The sequence below is a fragment of the Cupriavidus sp. GA3-3 genome (assembly GCF_000389805.1).
GTDB lineage: Bacteria > Pseudomonadota > Gammaproteobacteria > Burkholderiales > Burkholderiaceae > Cupriavidus > Cupriavidus necator_D.
In genome coordinates this window covers 44,899-59,267 of record NZ_KB944492.1, presented here as the reverse complement: position 1 = coordinate 59,267, position 14,369 = coordinate 44,899, and the positions used below count along the sequence as shown (strand labels likewise).

Annotated in this window: 14 protein-coding genes, 1 tRNA gene and 1 pseudogene; 10 read left to right on the top strand and 6 right to left on the bottom strand. The window is 67.5% G+C overall.

The genetic code is table 11. From position 1 onward, the window contains the following. Both C265_RS22645 and C265_RS22640 read left to right on the top strand, forming a co-directional pair. Nucleotides 1-186 (top strand): annotated as a pseudogene (locus tag C265_RS22645) (RNA helicase); the annotation flags it as partial. Between the two features lie 18 nt (nucleotides 187-204). After that, on the top strand, nucleotides 205-1,251 hold the full coding sequence (locus tag C265_RS22640) for a serine/threonine protein kinase (RefSeq protein ID WP_010812233.1): 1,047 nt from the start codon (nucleotides 205-207) through the stop codon (nucleotides 1,249-1,251). Nucleotides 1,252-1,298: 47 nt separating this feature from the next. On the opposite strand, the gene C265_RS22635 is transcribed toward C265_RS22640, so the two are convergent. Continuing rightward, a complete protein-coding gene (locus C265_RS22635; protein WP_010812232.1) occupies nucleotides 1,299-1,739 on the bottom strand; it encodes a universal stress protein in 441 nt (146 codons plus the stop codon). A gap of 351 nt (nucleotides 1,740-2,090) precedes the next feature. On the opposite strand from C265_RS22635, the gene C265_RS22630 reads away from it, so the two are divergent. The 5 genes from C265_RS22630 to C265_RS22610 all read left to right on the top strand — a co-directional run bounded on the left by C265_RS22630 (nucleotide 2,091) and on the right by C265_RS22610 (nucleotide 6,744). Next, nucleotides 2,091-3,158, top strand: coding sequence for a CaiB/BaiF CoA-transferase family protein (locus tag C265_RS22630; protein ID WP_010812231.1), 1,068 nt, complete (start codon nucleotides 2,091-2,093; stop codon nucleotides 3,156-3,158). Between the two features lie 92 nt (nucleotides 3,159-3,250). Next, entirely contained in the window at nucleotides 3,251-3,661 is a 411-nt protein-coding gene (locus C265_RS22625) for a carboxymuconolactone decarboxylase family protein (RefSeq protein WP_010812230.1), read from the top strand. A 161-nt stretch (nucleotides 3,662-3,822) separates the two neighbouring features. After that, nucleotides 3,823-4,449 (top strand): LuxR C-terminal-related transcriptional regulator, encoded by a 627-nt coding sequence (locus C265_RS22620; RefSeq protein WP_010812229.1) that lies wholly within the window; start codon nucleotides 3,823-3,825, stop codon nucleotides 4,447-4,449. An 84-nt stretch (nucleotides 4,450-4,533) separates the two neighbouring features. Further along, a complete protein-coding gene (locus C265_RS22615) occupies nucleotides 4,534-6,126 on the top strand; it encodes a murein L,D-transpeptidase (protein ID WP_010812228.1) in 1,593 nt (530 codons plus the stop codon). A 30-nt stretch (nucleotides 6,127-6,156) separates the two neighbouring features. After that, complete coding sequence (locus C265_RS22610; protein ID WP_010812227.1) at nucleotides 6,157-6,744, top strand: DUF882 domain-containing protein; 588 nt, start codon at nucleotides 6,157-6,159, stop codon at nucleotides 6,742-6,744. A 108-nt stretch (nucleotides 6,745-6,852) separates the two neighbouring features. Here the strand turns inward: C265_RS22610 and C265_RS22605 are convergent. The 5 genes from C265_RS22605 to C265_RS22585 form a co-directional block, all read right to left on the bottom strand. Continuing rightward, nucleotides 6,853-6,929 (bottom strand) — tRNA-Met (locus tag C265_RS22605). 133 nt (nucleotides 6,930-7,062) lie between these two features. Then, nucleotides 7,063-8,760, bottom strand: coding sequence for an MFS transporter (locus C265_RS22600; RefSeq protein WP_010812226.1), 1,698 nt, complete (start codon nucleotides 8,758-8,760; stop codon nucleotides 7,063-7,065). Nucleotides 8,761-9,003: 243 nt separating this feature from the next. Continuing rightward, nucleotides 9,004-9,339: a DUF4212 domain-containing protein gene (locus tag C265_RS22595; RefSeq protein WP_010812225.1), complete on the bottom strand. Its 336-nt coding sequence runs from the start codon at nucleotides 9,337-9,339 to the stop codon at nucleotides 9,004-9,006. Then, a complete protein-coding gene (locus tag C265_RS22590; RefSeq protein WP_037025083.1) occupies nucleotides 9,336-10,892 on the bottom strand; it encodes a sensor histidine kinase in 1,557 nt (518 codons plus the stop codon). Before C265_RS22590 ends, C265_RS22595 begins: the two co-directional genes overlap by 4 nt. A 50-nt stretch (nucleotides 10,893-10,942) precedes the next feature. Continuing rightward, entirely contained in the window at nucleotides 10,943-11,632 is a 690-nt protein-coding gene (locus tag C265_RS22585; protein ID WP_010812223.1) for a response regulator transcription factor, read from the bottom strand. Between the two features lie 226 nt (nucleotides 11,633-11,858). Here C265_RS22585 and recA point away from each other — a divergent pair, with 226 nt between their 5' ends. The 3 genes from recA (at nucleotide 11,859) to C265_RS22570 (ending at nucleotide 14,341) form a co-directional block, all read left to right on the top strand. After that, a complete protein-coding gene (gene recA / locus C265_RS22580) occupies nucleotides 11,859-12,923 on the top strand; it encodes a recombinase RecA (protein ID WP_010812222.1) in 1,065 nt (354 codons plus the stop codon). A gap of 102 nt (nucleotides 12,924-13,025) precedes the next feature. Continuing rightward, the gene (gene recX / locus C265_RS22575) at nucleotides 13,026-13,502 is read left to right on the top strand and encodes a recombination regulator RecX (RefSeq protein WP_010812221.1); all 477 of its coding nucleotides are present in this window, start codon (nucleotides 13,026-13,028) and stop codon (nucleotides 13,500-13,502) included. Between the two features lie 143 nt (nucleotides 13,503-13,645). Beyond that, nucleotides 13,646-14,341 carry a DUF2889 domain-containing protein gene (locus C265_RS22570; protein ID WP_011614567.1) on the top strand — a complete coding sequence of 232 codons (696 nt, stop codon included), beginning with the start codon at nucleotides 13,646-13,648 and terminating at the stop codon, nucleotides 14,339-14,341. The last annotated feature ends 28 nt before the right edge of the window (nucleotides 14,342-14,369 follow it).

Below are 14,369 nucleotides of genomic sequence, written 5' to 3'. Positions count from 1 at the left end.
GGCCAGCCCGCCGGCGGCGCGCGCAATCCCGCACCGCGCCGCGACGGCCAGGAGCCGGCGCGCCAGCAACGGGCCGCGGCGCAACCCGCGCGCCAGCCGCACGACGCGGCCCCGGCACCGGCGCGCAATCGCCGTCCGGCGCCGCAGGCCGCGCTGCTCGGCGGCAACCGCAAGCCGGCGCGCTGAGCGGGACAGGCTGACACCATGCACGCGTCCGACACCCCGGCCGACCCCGGCGTTCCCTACGCCGGCCTGACGCCGGAGCTGATGCTGGACGCGCTGGAAGGCGCCGGCCTGCGCCCCGACGGGCGCCTGCTGGCGCTCAACAGCTATGAGAACCGCGTCTGGCAGCTGGGCATCGAAGATGCCGCGCCGGTCATCGCCAAGTTCTACCGTCCGGGCCGCTGGACCGATGCGGCCATCCTGGAAGAACACGCCTTCGTGCAGCAACTGGCCGATGCCGAGATCCCGGCCGTGCCGGCCATGGTGCTGGCACCGGGCGCGGCTGGCACGCTGCTGCATCACGCCGGCTTCCGTTTCGCGGTATTCCCCCGCTGCGGCGGCCGCGAGCCGGCGCTGGACCGTTCCGACACGCTGACCTGGCTCGGCCGCTTCATCGGCCGCATCCACGCGCTGGGGGCGACGCAGCCCTACCAGGCGCGCCCGGCGCTAAATCTTGAAACCTTCGGCGTTGCCCCACGCGACTGGCTGCTCGCCAGCGGCTGCATTCCCGCCGACCTGCTGCCCGCATGGCAATCGGTGGCCGACCTGGCGCTGGACGGCGTGCGCCGCTGCTATGAGCGCGCCGGCGAGGTGCGCCTGCTGCGCACCCACGGCGACTGCCATCGCGGCAATGTGCTGTGGATCGGCGAGGACGACGCGCGCGGCGGCACCCATGGCGCAACGGGCCCGCATTTCGTTGACTTCGATGACAGCCGAATGGCGCCGGCGATCCAGGACATCTGGATGCTGCTCGAGGGCGACCGCGCGGCCATGCAGGACCAGCTGGCCGACATCGTTGCCGGCTATGAGGACTTCGCCGAATTCCAGCCGCGCGAACTGTGGCTGGTGGAAGCGCTGCGCACGCTGCGGCTGCTGCACTACAGCGCCTGGCTCGCCAGCCGCTGGGCCGACCCGGCCTTTCCGGCCGCGTTCCCTTGGTTCGGCACGGCGCGCTACTGGCAGGATCGCATCCTCGAACTGCGCGAACAGGTGGCGCTGATGGACGAAGCGCCCCTGTGGGGCGCCTGAGGTCTACCGGTCGGCGCCGCCAGGGCGCCGGTTTTCCACTACTTTGCTCAACCCTTCTTTTCCGGCGCCTTGACCAGCAGCACCGGGCACTCGGCCTGCGCCAGCACGCGGCCTGCGACTGAACCGATCACCGCATCGAAGAACGAACCGCGGCCATGCGTACCCATCACGATGGCCGCGGCGTCGACCGAGCGCGCACAGGCGACGATGCGCTCCGGCGCGAAGCCGTGCAGCGGGTGCCGCTCGAACGGCACCTTGGCTGCGGACAGGATCTCGCAGACCGTCGCCATGGCCTTCTCGCTGGCCTCCTTGTGCCAGTCATCGATGGTCTCCTTGCTGACAAAGGCGCGCACCTGGCCGCTTACTTCCGGCGCCACATGCACGACATGCACGGTGAAGCCGCTCTGCAGCAGCTTGCCTTCGGCGATAAAACGGGCCGCGGCGTCGCTGAAGGCCGAACCGTCGGTGGCGAGCACGATATTGGTCATGTTGGAAATCTCCTGGATGGGGGCTGTCGGCAGGCGGTGCGCCATGAGGCGGCACCGCCATCTGGAACCATCATGGCACCTAGTGTCCTGCCAGGACCCGATTTAGATCAAGTCGGATCGGATTTATCCGATTTCGCCGTGCGATAGCCGGCCGGCTGACGGATTCCGTCAAGCCGGCTGAAGCATTTGGCCATTGCCCCGTCAACGCCGTGGCGCGTAGCATGCTCCCGAGCCCCGCGGCAGGCATTGGCACGTCCGCGCTGCCGCAGGCACGGCCCATCCCATACCAATTCAATGCAAGCTGTCCCCCGGCCATGGCCCGGGCGGGCGGCGATTCCGGAGACGACGATCATGAGTGAGCGTGGCAACCTGCTGCCCCTGCGCGGTATCAAGGTGGTGGAATTCGAAGGCATCGGCCCCGGCCCGTTGTGCGGTGCGATGCTGGCCGGCCTGGGCGCCGAGGTCACGCTGGTGACCCGGCCGGTCGCGCCGGATGCCCGCCGCATCCTGCGCGGCCAGCCCGTGCCGCCTGAGATGGAGCTGGAGCACGGCAAGCGCGTGGTGCAACTGAACCTGAAGTCTGCGGACGACGTGGCCGCCGCACTGGACCTGGTGGCCGGCGCCGACGCGCTGATCGAAGGGCTGCGCCCGGGCGCGATGGAGCGCCTCGGCCTGGGCCCGAAGGCGTGCCATGCACGCAATCCGCGCCTGGTCTACGGGCGCATGACCGGTTGGGGCCAGACCGGCCCGCTGTCGCAAAGCGCCGGCCACGACCTCAACTACATCGCGCTGACCGGCCTCTTGTCGATGGCTGCGCGCGCAGGCTCACTGCCGATGGTGCCGCCGACCGTGATGGGCGATGCCACCGGCGCGCTTGGCCTGGCATTCGGCATCACCAGCGCCATCCTGAGCGCGCGCGCAAGCGGCGAGGGCTGCGTGGTGGATGCGGCCATCACCGATATCGTCGCCATGCTGGGCTCGCTGGTGCAGGTGTCGCGCGCAGCCGGCACGCTCGGCGGCCCGCAACCGAGCCCCTTCCACGATTCGCCGTTCTATGACGTCTTCCCTTGCGCCGACGGCCGCGCCATCACGCTGGGCGCGCTCGAGCCGCAGTTCTACCGCGAGCTGCTCGAGCGGCTCGAGCTGACCGACATCGACCCCGCCACGCAGTATGACCGTGCCCAGTGGCCCGCGGTGAAGGCCCGCATTGCCGCTTGCATCGCAGGCAAGTCAAGCACTCACTGGGAGGCGTTGCTGGGCGGCACCGACGTGTGCTTTGCGCGCGTGCTGACCCTGGACGAGGCCGCGCGCCATCCGCACAACCAGGCACGCGGCACGTATCGGCTGTACCGGCAGGGCGAGCGCGAGGTGCCGCGTTCGGCGCCGGCGCCGCGCTTCCTGCCCGCGGGCACGGAATGACCTGGGGCCGCGGCACCGATGCTGCGGCCTCTCGAATCGGCTTGATCGGTTCGGCTACCATGCGGCATCCACCCAGACCGGAGACCCATGCCATGGCCGAACCCAGCCAACTTCCCGTCTACACTCCCACGCCGGCCTTCGAGGCCGGCCTTGACGTGCGCACCGAAGTGCTCGGCTCCGAGCACGTCCGGCGCGCGCTGGACGCCGCCGCACAGCAGGGCGACACCAGCCTGCAGCAACTGGTGACGGAGTTCGCCTGGGGCACGGTCTGGACCCGCGACGGCCTGGACCGCAAGCAGCGCAGCCTGGCAACGGTGTCGATGCTGATTGCGCTGAACCGGCCGCAGGAGCTGGCCGGGCACCTGCGCGGCGCGCTCGCCAATGGCGTTACGCCGCAGGAACTGCGCGAACTGATGGTGCACAGCGCCGTCTACTGCGGGTTCCCCGCGGCGCTGGATGCCAGCCGCAAGCTGACTGAAGTCCTCGACGCTGGCAACGGGTAACGCCGACCGCGGCATCAATACGAAAACAGCGATGCAGAAGAGTCTGACTCTGATGCAGATTTTGCCGCATCTGCGCGGCGAGGATTCGGCGCATCAGGATCTCTCCGGCCCCTTAACCTTGGCACCAGGCCAAGCCATGCAAGTCGTTAAGGAGCCTCAAATTGCATCTCGCGCTGATCGTCGACGAACCCTCCCGGTTCCGAACCACGCTGTCCGCTGAAATCCGCGCTGAGTTGGGCGCCGGTGAAGTACTGGAGATGGACGGCATGCAGGAAGCATTCCGGCTGGTCCGCGAGCAACGGCCGGGGCTGGTGCTGGTCGATATCGAGTGCTTCGGCAATCCCGGCATCGACTTTGTCCGGTGCGTCTCGGCGACGCAGCCCACCGTGCCCTTGCTGGTACTGTCCGACAGCGACGCCACCCTGGCCTCGGTGCGGGCGCTGCGCGCCGGCGCCCATGGCTTCGTGGTCAAGCAGCGTGGGCTGGCCGAGGTGATGCAGGCCGTACGCGGTGTGCTGAGCGGCTACCTGGTCTTTCCCATGCATACGCTGGAAACCGTGCGCCAGATCGGCGAGCAGCGGGAATCCGGCTTTGCGCGGCTGAGCAACCGCGAGATCACCATCCTGCAATACCTGGCGCGCGGCCATTCCAACAAGTCGATCGCGGCGCAACTGCTGATCAGCAGCAAGACGGTCAGCACGCACAAGGCCAACATCATGGCCAAGCTCAATGTCGGCTCCCTGGTCGAAATGGTGGACTACGCGCGCCGGCATCAGCTGGTGTGGTAACGCGCACCCCGGGCGGCTTGCGGCACCATGCCGCCATCGCGGGTAGACTGTTGGCGTGTGTGACGAATCCGAACTTTTCGCCCGATGCCACCGACCCTGAATGCCGCCGCACGCCGCCTGGGCGCTGTCGTGCTTGCCTGTGCCGCCGCATGCCAGGCCACGCCTGCCTTCGCCAACGAACCGATGTGGTTTGCGCAGGGCCGACCGGTGCCGGCGGCCCGCCAGGCCGTCGATGCGCTGGCCGCGGCCGCGGCCGACGGCCTCGACCCGCGCGACTACGATGCCGACGCCTTGCGCCAGGCCGTGGCCCAGGCCGCCAGCGGGCCAGCATTGCCGCCGGACGCGGCCGCACGCGTGGATGCGGCGCTGAGCGCCGCGATGGAGCGGATGCTGGCAGACCTGCACGGCGGGCGCGTCAACCCGCGCGCGGTCCATGCCAACTTTGCCCCCCAGGCGGAACGGCCCTTCGATGCCGCTATCTGGCTGCGCGATGCCGTCAGGCAGCAACGGCTGCCCGATGCCATCCGCCAGGCAGCGCCCACCTTCCCGCTCTATGGCACGCTGCGGGAGGCCCTGGCGCGGTACCGCGAGATCGCGAAGCAGCCGGCCTGGGGGCAGCCGCTGCCACCCTTGCCGGCGAGCAAGCTGACGCCGGGCCAGCCCTGGGCCGGTGCCGCGGCGCTGGCTGCACGCCTGGTTGCGCTGGGCGACCTGCCCGCCGGCACCCAGGTGCCGGCCCGCTACGAAGGGGCCCTGGTCGACGGCGTCAAGGCGTTCCAGTCGCGCCACGGCCTGGAGGCCGACGGCGTGATCGGCGCGGCCACGCTGGCACAACTCAACCTGCCCATCGCCAGCCGTGTGCGGCAAATCGAACTGACCATGGAGCGGCTGCGCTGGACGCCGCTGGACGGTCCGCGCATGATCGTGGTCAATGTGCCGGAATTCATGCTGCGCGCCTATGAGATCCGCGACGGCAAGCTCGACATCAAGCTCGAGATGAAGGTGATCGTGGGCAAGGCACTGGATACGCGCACGCCGTTGTTCGAGGAGGATATGCGCTACATCGAGTTCAGCCCGTACTGGAACATCCCGCCCTCGATCGCGCGCCGCGAGACCGTGCCGCACCTGCGCCGCGATCCGGCCTATTTCAACCGGCAGGGCCTGGAGTTCGTCACCGGCGACGGCAAGGCCGTGACCACGCTGTCCGAGGAAAATCTCGAGGCAGTGCTGAACGGCCGCATGCGCATCCGCCAGCGGCCGGGCCCGCTGAACGCGCTGGGCGATATCAAGTTCGTGTTTCCCAACAACGAGAACATCTACCTGCACCACACGCCCTCGCCGCAGCTGTTCAAGCGCGGCCGGCGCGACTTCAGTCATGGCTGCATCCGCGTGGAAGCCCCAGTAGCATTGGCCCAGTTCGTGTTGCACGATATGCCGGACTGGAACGAGACCCGGATCCGCGAAGCGATGACGCGTGGCAAGTCCAATACGGTGCGCCTGCAGCAGCCCTTGCCGGTGGTGCTGGCCTACGGCACGGTCATTGCGCGCGCCGATGGTCGTGTATCCTTCTTGCCTGACATTTACGGTCACGACAAATTGCTGGAGAAGGCACTGCGGCAACGCAACGGACGGCCCCAGCAACCAGCTATTGCAAGCGCCTCTGGCACCACCCGCTGAGGCGCCACTGGCACATTCAGAGGAAGTACCATGACTGATGCGACGCGCCAGGCACGCCGCCGCTTTCTTCATACCGCCGGAGGCCTGGCCCTTGCCGCCGGCCTGATGCCGCTGGCGCCGCGCCAGGCGCTGGCAGGCCTGCCTGCAAACCGGGCCCTGGCTGGCCTGCCGGACGCCCGCACGCTGGCGTTCGACCACACCCACACCGGCGAACGCGTGTCGTTGGTCTATGCCGTTGGCGACCGCTTCGTGCCCGACGCGCTGACTACGCTCAACGGCTTCCTGCGCGACCACTATTCCGGCAAGGTCGGCATGATCGACCCGCAACTGTTCGACCTGCTGTTCCAGGTCCGCCGCGAGCTTGGCACCGACCAGCCGTTCCAGGTCATTTCCGGCTACCGCAGTCCGACCACCAATTCGCGCCTGCGCAACACGCGCGGCGGCGGCGTGGCCAGGCACAGCCTGCACATGGACGGCAAGGCCATCGACATCCGCCTGGCCGGCGTGCCGCTGGCGGACGTGCGCGACGCGGCCAAGTCATTGCAGGGCGGGGGCGTCGGCTTCTATGAGTCTGACCAGTTCGTGCACATCGATACCGGGCGCGTGCGTTACTGGTAAGCGTCGTCTGTGGCCGCCCCATGATGGGCGGTTCTCGTTTGCGCGCCCTGGTAACGACCCAAAGCAAAAAGCCGCGAACCCATGCGGGATCGCGGCTTTTTAAATAGATGGTGGCGAATCAGGGACTCGAACCCCGGACCTGCGGATTATGATTCCGTCGCTCTAACCGACTGAGCTAATTCGCCAACGAAGAATGAGATTATACCTGGGCTTTCGATGCTGTCAACACCTTCGTGTGAAGATTTTGCACGAAGGGCCCATGCATAAAAAAACGGCAGTCCGGATGGCCTGCCGTTTCCGTTAGTGCCGGACGACTGCTCAGTCGTTGGCGTAGATGTTCACGTCCTTGGTCTCGCGGATGAACAGCGCGCCGATCACGAAGGTGATGGCTGCGATGATGATCGGGTACCAGAGACCGTAGTAGATGTTGCCGTTCTGGGCCACCAGCGCAAACGAGATGGTGGGCAGCAGGCCGCCGAACCAGCCGTTGCCGATATGGTAGGGCAGCGACATCGAGGTGTAGCGGATGCGGGTCGGGAACAGCTCCACCAGCATGGCGGCGATCGGGCCGTACACCATGGTGACGTAGATCACCAGGATGACCAGGATCACCAGCACCATGATCGTGTTCATCTGTGCCGGGTCGGCCTTGGTCGGGTAGCCGGCGGAGGCCATCGATTCACCAACCTCCTTCTTGAACGCCGCGATCTGCTTCTTGCTGGGCTCGTCGAAGCTGTGGCCGTTCACCAGCTGCGCGTCGAAGGCCTTGATCTCCTTGTCGCCGATCTTGACCGTGGCCACGGTGCCGGCCGGGGCCTCGACCACTTCATAGCTGGCCGATGCCTGGGCCAGCGTGCGCTTGGCAATGTCGCAGGAGCTGCGGAAGTCGATCTCGCGGGCGATCGGGCTGCCCTGGAACGAGCACTGCTTCGGGTCGGCGGTGACCACGATCTGGGCGCTCTTCTGGGCGCGCTCCAGAGCCGGGTTGGCGTAGTGGGTCATGGCCTTGAACAGCGGGAAGTAGGTCAGCACGGCCAGCGCGCAGCCCGCCATGATGATCCACTTGCGGCCGATCTTGTCCGACAGCGAGCCGAAGAAGATGAAGAACGGCGTGCCGAGCACCAGTGCGCCGGCGATCAGCAGGTTGGCCGTCTTGGCATCGACCTTGAGCACCTGGGTCAGGAAGAACAGCGCATAGAACTGGCCGGTGTACCAGACCACGGCCTGGCCGGCGGTCAGGCCGAGCAGGGCCAGGATCACGATCTTCAGGTTGCGCCACTGGCCGAAGGACTCGGTCAGCGGGGCCTTGGAGGTCTTGCCCTCTGCCTTCATGCGCTGGAACGCCGGCGATTCATTCATCGACAGGCGGATATATACCGACACGCCCAGCAGCAGGATCGACACCAGGAACGGGATGCGCCAGCCCCAGGTCTCGAAGTTGGGCCCGGTCATTTCGCGGCACAGCAGGATCACGATCAGCGACAGGAACAGGCCCAGCGTGGCCGTGGTCTGGATCCACGAGGTATAGGCGCCGCGCTTGCCGTGCGGTGCGTGCTCGGCCACGTAGGTGGCGGCACCGCCGTACTCGCCGCCGAGCGCCAGGCCTTGCAGCATGCGCAGTGCGATCAGGATGATCGGCGCGGCCCAGCCGATGGTGGCATAGCCCGGCAGCAGGCCGACGATGAAGGTCGACAGGCCCATGAGCAGGATCGTCACCAGGAAGGTGTACTTGCGCCCGATCATGTCGCCCAGGCGGCCGAACACCAGCGCGCCGAACGGCCGCACGATAAAGCCGGCGGCGAATGCGAGCAGCGCGAAGATGAAGGCCGAGGTGGGATCCAGTCCGGCGAAGAACTGCTTGGCAATGATTGCCGCCAGCGAGCCGTAGAGATAAAAGTCGTACCACTCGAACACCGTGCCCAGCGATGAGGCAAAGATCACCTTGCGCTCTTCGGCTGTCATCGGTGCGTTCTGCGCGCCCCCTGCGGGCACCGCAACGTTTTGCACGTTTGCCATATTGTCTCCTCCGTCTGGAATGGATCTCGGGTGGGCGTGGCGCGGGAAAGACCGCGCGGCTGGCCGCTATGCCTGAGTTGCAGAGGATTGTGGGTGGCGAAACTTACTGCGTTCTGACAGAACGGGGCACGGAATCGTCAAAGAATATCGGGGTATACGCTAGCCGTGGGCGCGAGTTTGGCTGCTGCGCTGCGGGGCGCAATTCACTTGTGTGGCGGAATGGCGCGCTTTGTAGGGGTGCGGCTATGCAGCATCAGTGCCTGTTCCGCGCGAGGCGCCCTGCGAAGGCGCAGGGGCGGGCGCGGCCAGGCTATCGGCGTCCGCTTCGCCGTCGGCGCGGTTCATGCGCCAGGCGTAGAGCGCGGCCATCAGCACGTAGACCACCAGCGCGCCTTGCGCGCCGACCCAGAACGAGAACGGCCAGCCAAAGAAGTCGAAGCGCAGGTCGCGCGCAAACCATGCCACCACGAAGGTGACGGTGAACCAGATCGCGAGCAGGCCGCAGATCCAGCGCAGGTTGCGCCGCCAGGCCTGGCGCTGGCGGGCTTCGGCACTATCGGGGGCGGGGCTGTCGTTCATGCGGGCGGCAGGTAGTCGGGCCGGCGCAGCGTCACGCGGAAATGCGCGCCGGCCAGCCGTGGCGATTGTTGGTAGACGTGGTCGGAAATCTGGACGTCGCCGCCGTGCTGCTGCACGATCTCGCGCACGATGGCCAGGCCCAGGCCGCTGCCTTCGGTATTGGTGCCGAGCACGCGGTAGAAGCGCTCCATCACGCGCTCGCGCTCGGCCGGCGCAATGCCCGGGCCGGTGTCTTCCACATCCAGGTAGGCGAATGGCTCGAAGGCATCGGCGCTGACGCGCACCGTGGCGTGCCCGCCGCGCGGCGTGTAGCGGATGGCGTTGTCGAGCAGGTTGTTCAGCATCTCGGTCAGCATCAGGCGGTTGCCTTGCACCATCACCGGATGTTCGTCGGCATCCAGGCCCAGGTCGATGTCGCGCGCCCAAGCCTGCGGCAGCCAGTCCTTGACCACCTCGCGCGCGAGCGCCGCCAGGTCCAGCGCGGCCATGCCGCCGGTGCCCGCCAGGTTTTCCATGCGCGCCAGCGATAGCAGCTGCGTGACCAGGTGCGCGGTGCGCTCAGAGCTGCCGGCGATCTGCGCCAGCGAGCGCCGCAGCTCTTCCGGCGACTGCTCGCGCTGCGCCAGCTCGGCCTGCATGCGCAGGCCCGCCAGCGGCGTCTTCATCTGGTGCGCGGCATCGGCGATAAAGCGCTTCTGGGTCTGCACCGACTGGTCCAGGCGCGCCAGCAGGTCGTTGAACGAACCCACCAGCGGCGTGATTTCCTGCGGCGCGGCGCGTTCGTCGATCGGGCTGGTATCGCCGGGGTTGCGCGCGCGGATGCGCTGCTGGATCGCGGTCAGCGGCGCCAGCCCGCGCGACAGCCCGAACCACACCAGCACCACCGCCAGCGGCAGGATCACGAACTGCGGCAGGATCACGCCCTTGATGATCTCGTTGGCCAGGCGCGCGCGCTTGTCCAGCGTCTCGGCCACCTGCACCAGCACCGGCTGGGTGCCGCTGACCTGCTTCAGGTCGATATAGGTGTAGGCCACGCGCACGTCGTTGCCGGCCACGCGGTCATCGCGCAGGGACACCAGCCCCGCGTGGCCCTGGTCCTCCTCGGACGGCAGCGGCAGGTCGTGGTCGCCGGCGATGTATTCGCCGCGCTTGCCGACCACCTGGTAGTAGATGTTGTCGGTCTCGTCGGCGCGCAGGATCTCGCGCGCCGACAGCGGCAGCTGCAGCGTGATGCGCCCGTTGACCTCGCGCACCTGCTGCGACAGCACGATGGCGCTGGCTTCCAGCGCGCGGTCGAAGGGCCCGTTGGCGATCGACTTGGCCACCAGGTAGGTCACCGCGATGCTCATCGGCCAGAGCAGCAGCAGCGGCGCCAGCATCCAGTCGAGGATCTCACCGAACAATGAGCGCGGCGCGGAATTTGCCGCGCTTTCCTCCAGGTGCGGCAACGCGTCGGCCAGGTCCTGGTCGGTAGTGTCCGGGGCCGGGGCGGCGGAAGGAGGGGGGGGCGCGGGGCGGGGCACGCGCCGCCAGGGCAGTCGCAGCAGGCTCATCTCGGCGAGGTTGCGCTCAGGTCAGTCGCGTGGCCTGCGGTGGGGTCGGATCAGTGATGCGTGGCCACCGCCGGCTGGAATTTCTCCAGGCAGTAGCCAAGCCCGCGCACGGTGGCGATGCGGATGCCGCCGACTTCGATCTTCTTGCGCAGCCGGTGCACGTAGACTTCGATGGCGTTGTTGCTGACTTCCTCGCCCCACTCGCACAGGTGGTCCACCAGCTGCTCTTTCGATACCAGGCGGCCGCTGCGTGTGAGCAGGATCTCCAGCAACCCGATCTCGCGCGCGGACAGGTCCAGCATCTGCTCGTTGAGATAGGCGATGCGTCCGACCTGGTCGTAGGCCAGCGGCCCGTGCCGCATCAGCGTGGCGCCGCCGCCGGCGCCGCGCCGCACCAGCGCGCGCACGCGCGCTTCAAGCTCGGACAGGGCAAAGGGCTTGGCCATATAGTCGTCGGCGCCCAGGTCCAGGCCCTTGACGCGCTCGTCGACGCTGTCGGCGGCGGTCAGGATCAGCACCGGCAGCATGGCGCCGCGCGCGCGCAGGCGCTTGAGCACTTCCAGCCCGGACATGCGCGGCAGGCCCAGGTCCAGGATCAGCAGGTCGAAGGTCTGGGTCGACAGCGCGGAATCGGCTTCCAGGCCGTTGGTGACGTGGTCGACGGCGTAACCCGAGTGGCGTAGCGAGCGCGTCAGGCCGTCCGCCAGCACGTCGTCATCTTCGGCGATCAGAATGCGCATGGTTGTCTCCACCCTGGCCGGCATAGCCGGCGCCGGCGGAATGGGGCGCGATGGGGCTTGCCAAGCATACTGTTTTTTTATACAGTACCCGCACGTTCCGCTGGGGCTGCCCGGGGAGACCCCCTGGAGAGCGGCCGCGCAGACAGCCGGGCCGGCGCTGGAGCCGGAAAATGCCGGTGCCGCGCCACATGCGGCCTATTTATACACCATTGATTCAAGGACGACCATGGACGACAAGAAGGCAGGTGCCGGCGTGAGCGCCGAGAAGCAGAAGGCGCTTGCCGCCGCGCTCTCCCAGATCGAGAAGCAGTTCGGCAAGGGCTCGATCATGCGCCTGGGCGACGGCGAGGTCGAGAAGGACATTCAGGTGGTATCCACCGGTTCGCTCGGCCTGGACATCGCGCTTGGCGTCGGTGGCCTGCCACGCGGCCGCGTGGTCGAGATCTATGGTCCGGAATCGTCGGGCAAGACCACGCTGACGCTGCAGGTCGTGGCCGAGATGCAGAAGCTGGGCGGCACCTGCGCCTTTATCGACGCCGAGCATGCGCTGGACGTCAGCTACGCCAACAAGCTGGGCGTCAACGTCGGCGACCTGCTGATCTCGCAGCCGGACACCGGCGAACAGGCGCTGGAAATCACCGACGCGCTGGTGCGCTCGGGCTCGATCGACCTGATCGTGATCGACTCGGTGGCGGCGCTGGTGCCCAAGGCCGAAATCGAAGGCGAAATGGGCGATTCGCTGCCCGGCCTGCAGGCCCGCCTGATGAGCCAGGCGCTGCGCAAGCTGACCGGCACCATCAAGCGCACCAACTGCCTGGTGATCTTCATCAACCAGATCCGCATGAAGATCGGCGTGATGTTCGGCTCGCCGGAAACCACCACCGGCGGCAACGCGCTCAAATTCTACGCCTCGGTGCGCCTGGATATCCGCCGCATCGGCTCGATCAAGAAGGGCGACGACGTGATCGGCAACGAGACCAAGGTCAAGGTGGTCAAGAACAAGGTCTCGCCGCCGTTCCGCGAAGCCTTCTTCGACATCCTCTACGGCCAGGGCATCTCGCGCCAGGGCGAGATCATCGACCTGGGCGTGGACGCCAAGATCGTCGAGAAGTCCGGCGCCTGGTACAGCTACAACGGCGACAAGATCGGCCAGGGCAAGGATAACGCGCGCGAATACCTGCGCGAGAACCCTGACATCGCCGACGAGATCGAGAACAAGGTGCGCGCGGCGCTGGGCGTGGTGGCCATGAACCCCACGGCGGCTGCCACGCCGGTAGCGGTCGAAGACTGACCGCGCCAGCGGCCATTGCGCCAAGCAAAAAGGCCGGGGCATCGCCGATGCCCCGGCCTTTTTGCTTGGCGCGGACCCCTCCATCCACAGATTCCGGCAACCATGGCAACCCGTCCCCCGCTTTCGCTGAAGGCCCGCGCCGTCGACTACCTGTCTCGCCGCGAGCACAGCCGCGCCGAACTGGCGCGCAAGCTGGCGCCGCATGCCGAGTCGGCCGAGCAGCTGGAGCAGTTGCTGGACGCGCTGGAGCGCGAGAACTGGCTGTCGAACCAGCGCTTTGCCGACAGCCTGGTGCACCGCCGCGGCGCCCGCTACGGCACCGCGCGCGTGATGCAGGAAGCCAAGACCCACAAGCTCGGCAGCGAGCAACTGGGCGATCTGCAGGAGCGGCTGCGCGCCACGGAAGTGGAGCGCGCCCGTGAGGTCTGGCGCAAGCGCTTCGGCACCCCGCCGGACACGCCCGAAGCGCGGGCCAGGCAGATCCGCTTCATGGTGGCGCGCGGGTTCTCGCGTTCGGTCGTCGGCAAGATCATCCAGGGTGCGGACGAAGACTACGGCGACGACGGTGGCGAGGCCTGATGCGCCATGGTCGGCCGACAATCCCGCTGCGACAGTTGCTGCACAAGGATGTTCCCGGCCAAAGCGGCGCGGCATGTTAAACTCCCCCGGTTTTCGGTGCTCCGGCACCGCCGTTCCCCAGCCCCCGTATTTCCAGCCTGGCCATGCCTCTGTCCCAGCCCGTCAACCGCTCCCAGCGTCACCGTCGCGCCATTACGGCCGAGGCGTACCAGAGAGAGGACGGCTTGTGGGATATCGAGGTGCGCCTGACCGACACCAAGCCTCGCGACATCGAACTGGCCGGCGACCGCGTCCGCCCGGTAGGCCAGCCCCTGCACGACCTGTGGTTGCGCGTCACGATCAATGAGGAAATGACGGTGCTGGATGCCGAGGCCTGCTCGGACTGGGTGCCGTATCCATCTCATTGCGACACGATCGGCCCGGCTTACCGCAAGCTGATCGGCCTGAACCTGCGCAAGGGCTTTCGCAAGGCCGTGCGCGAGCGCCTGGGCGGCATGCACGGTTGCTCACACCTGACCGAGGCCGCTGGCGTGCTGCCCAGCACGGCGATCCAGGCCTTTGCCGGTGAAGTCATCAATATCCGCGACAACGGCGAGGACGACCCGAATCCGGAGCCGCCCTATCAGTTGAACGGCTGCCACGCCCTGCGTTTCGATGGCGAGGTGGTTCGTCAGTTTTACCCGCGCTGGTATGGTCACCAGCCGACGCCCAAGGTACGGGCCGAGGCAGCACCTGCCGTCGCAACTGCGCCTCAGGCGCCGCCCGCGGCCAATGGCGACCGCGGCAATGATGGCAACGACGCTGTCCCGGCCGAGCGGCCGACTGGCACCTCCGGCTGATTCTCAGGATTGGCCAGCCTGACGAGAG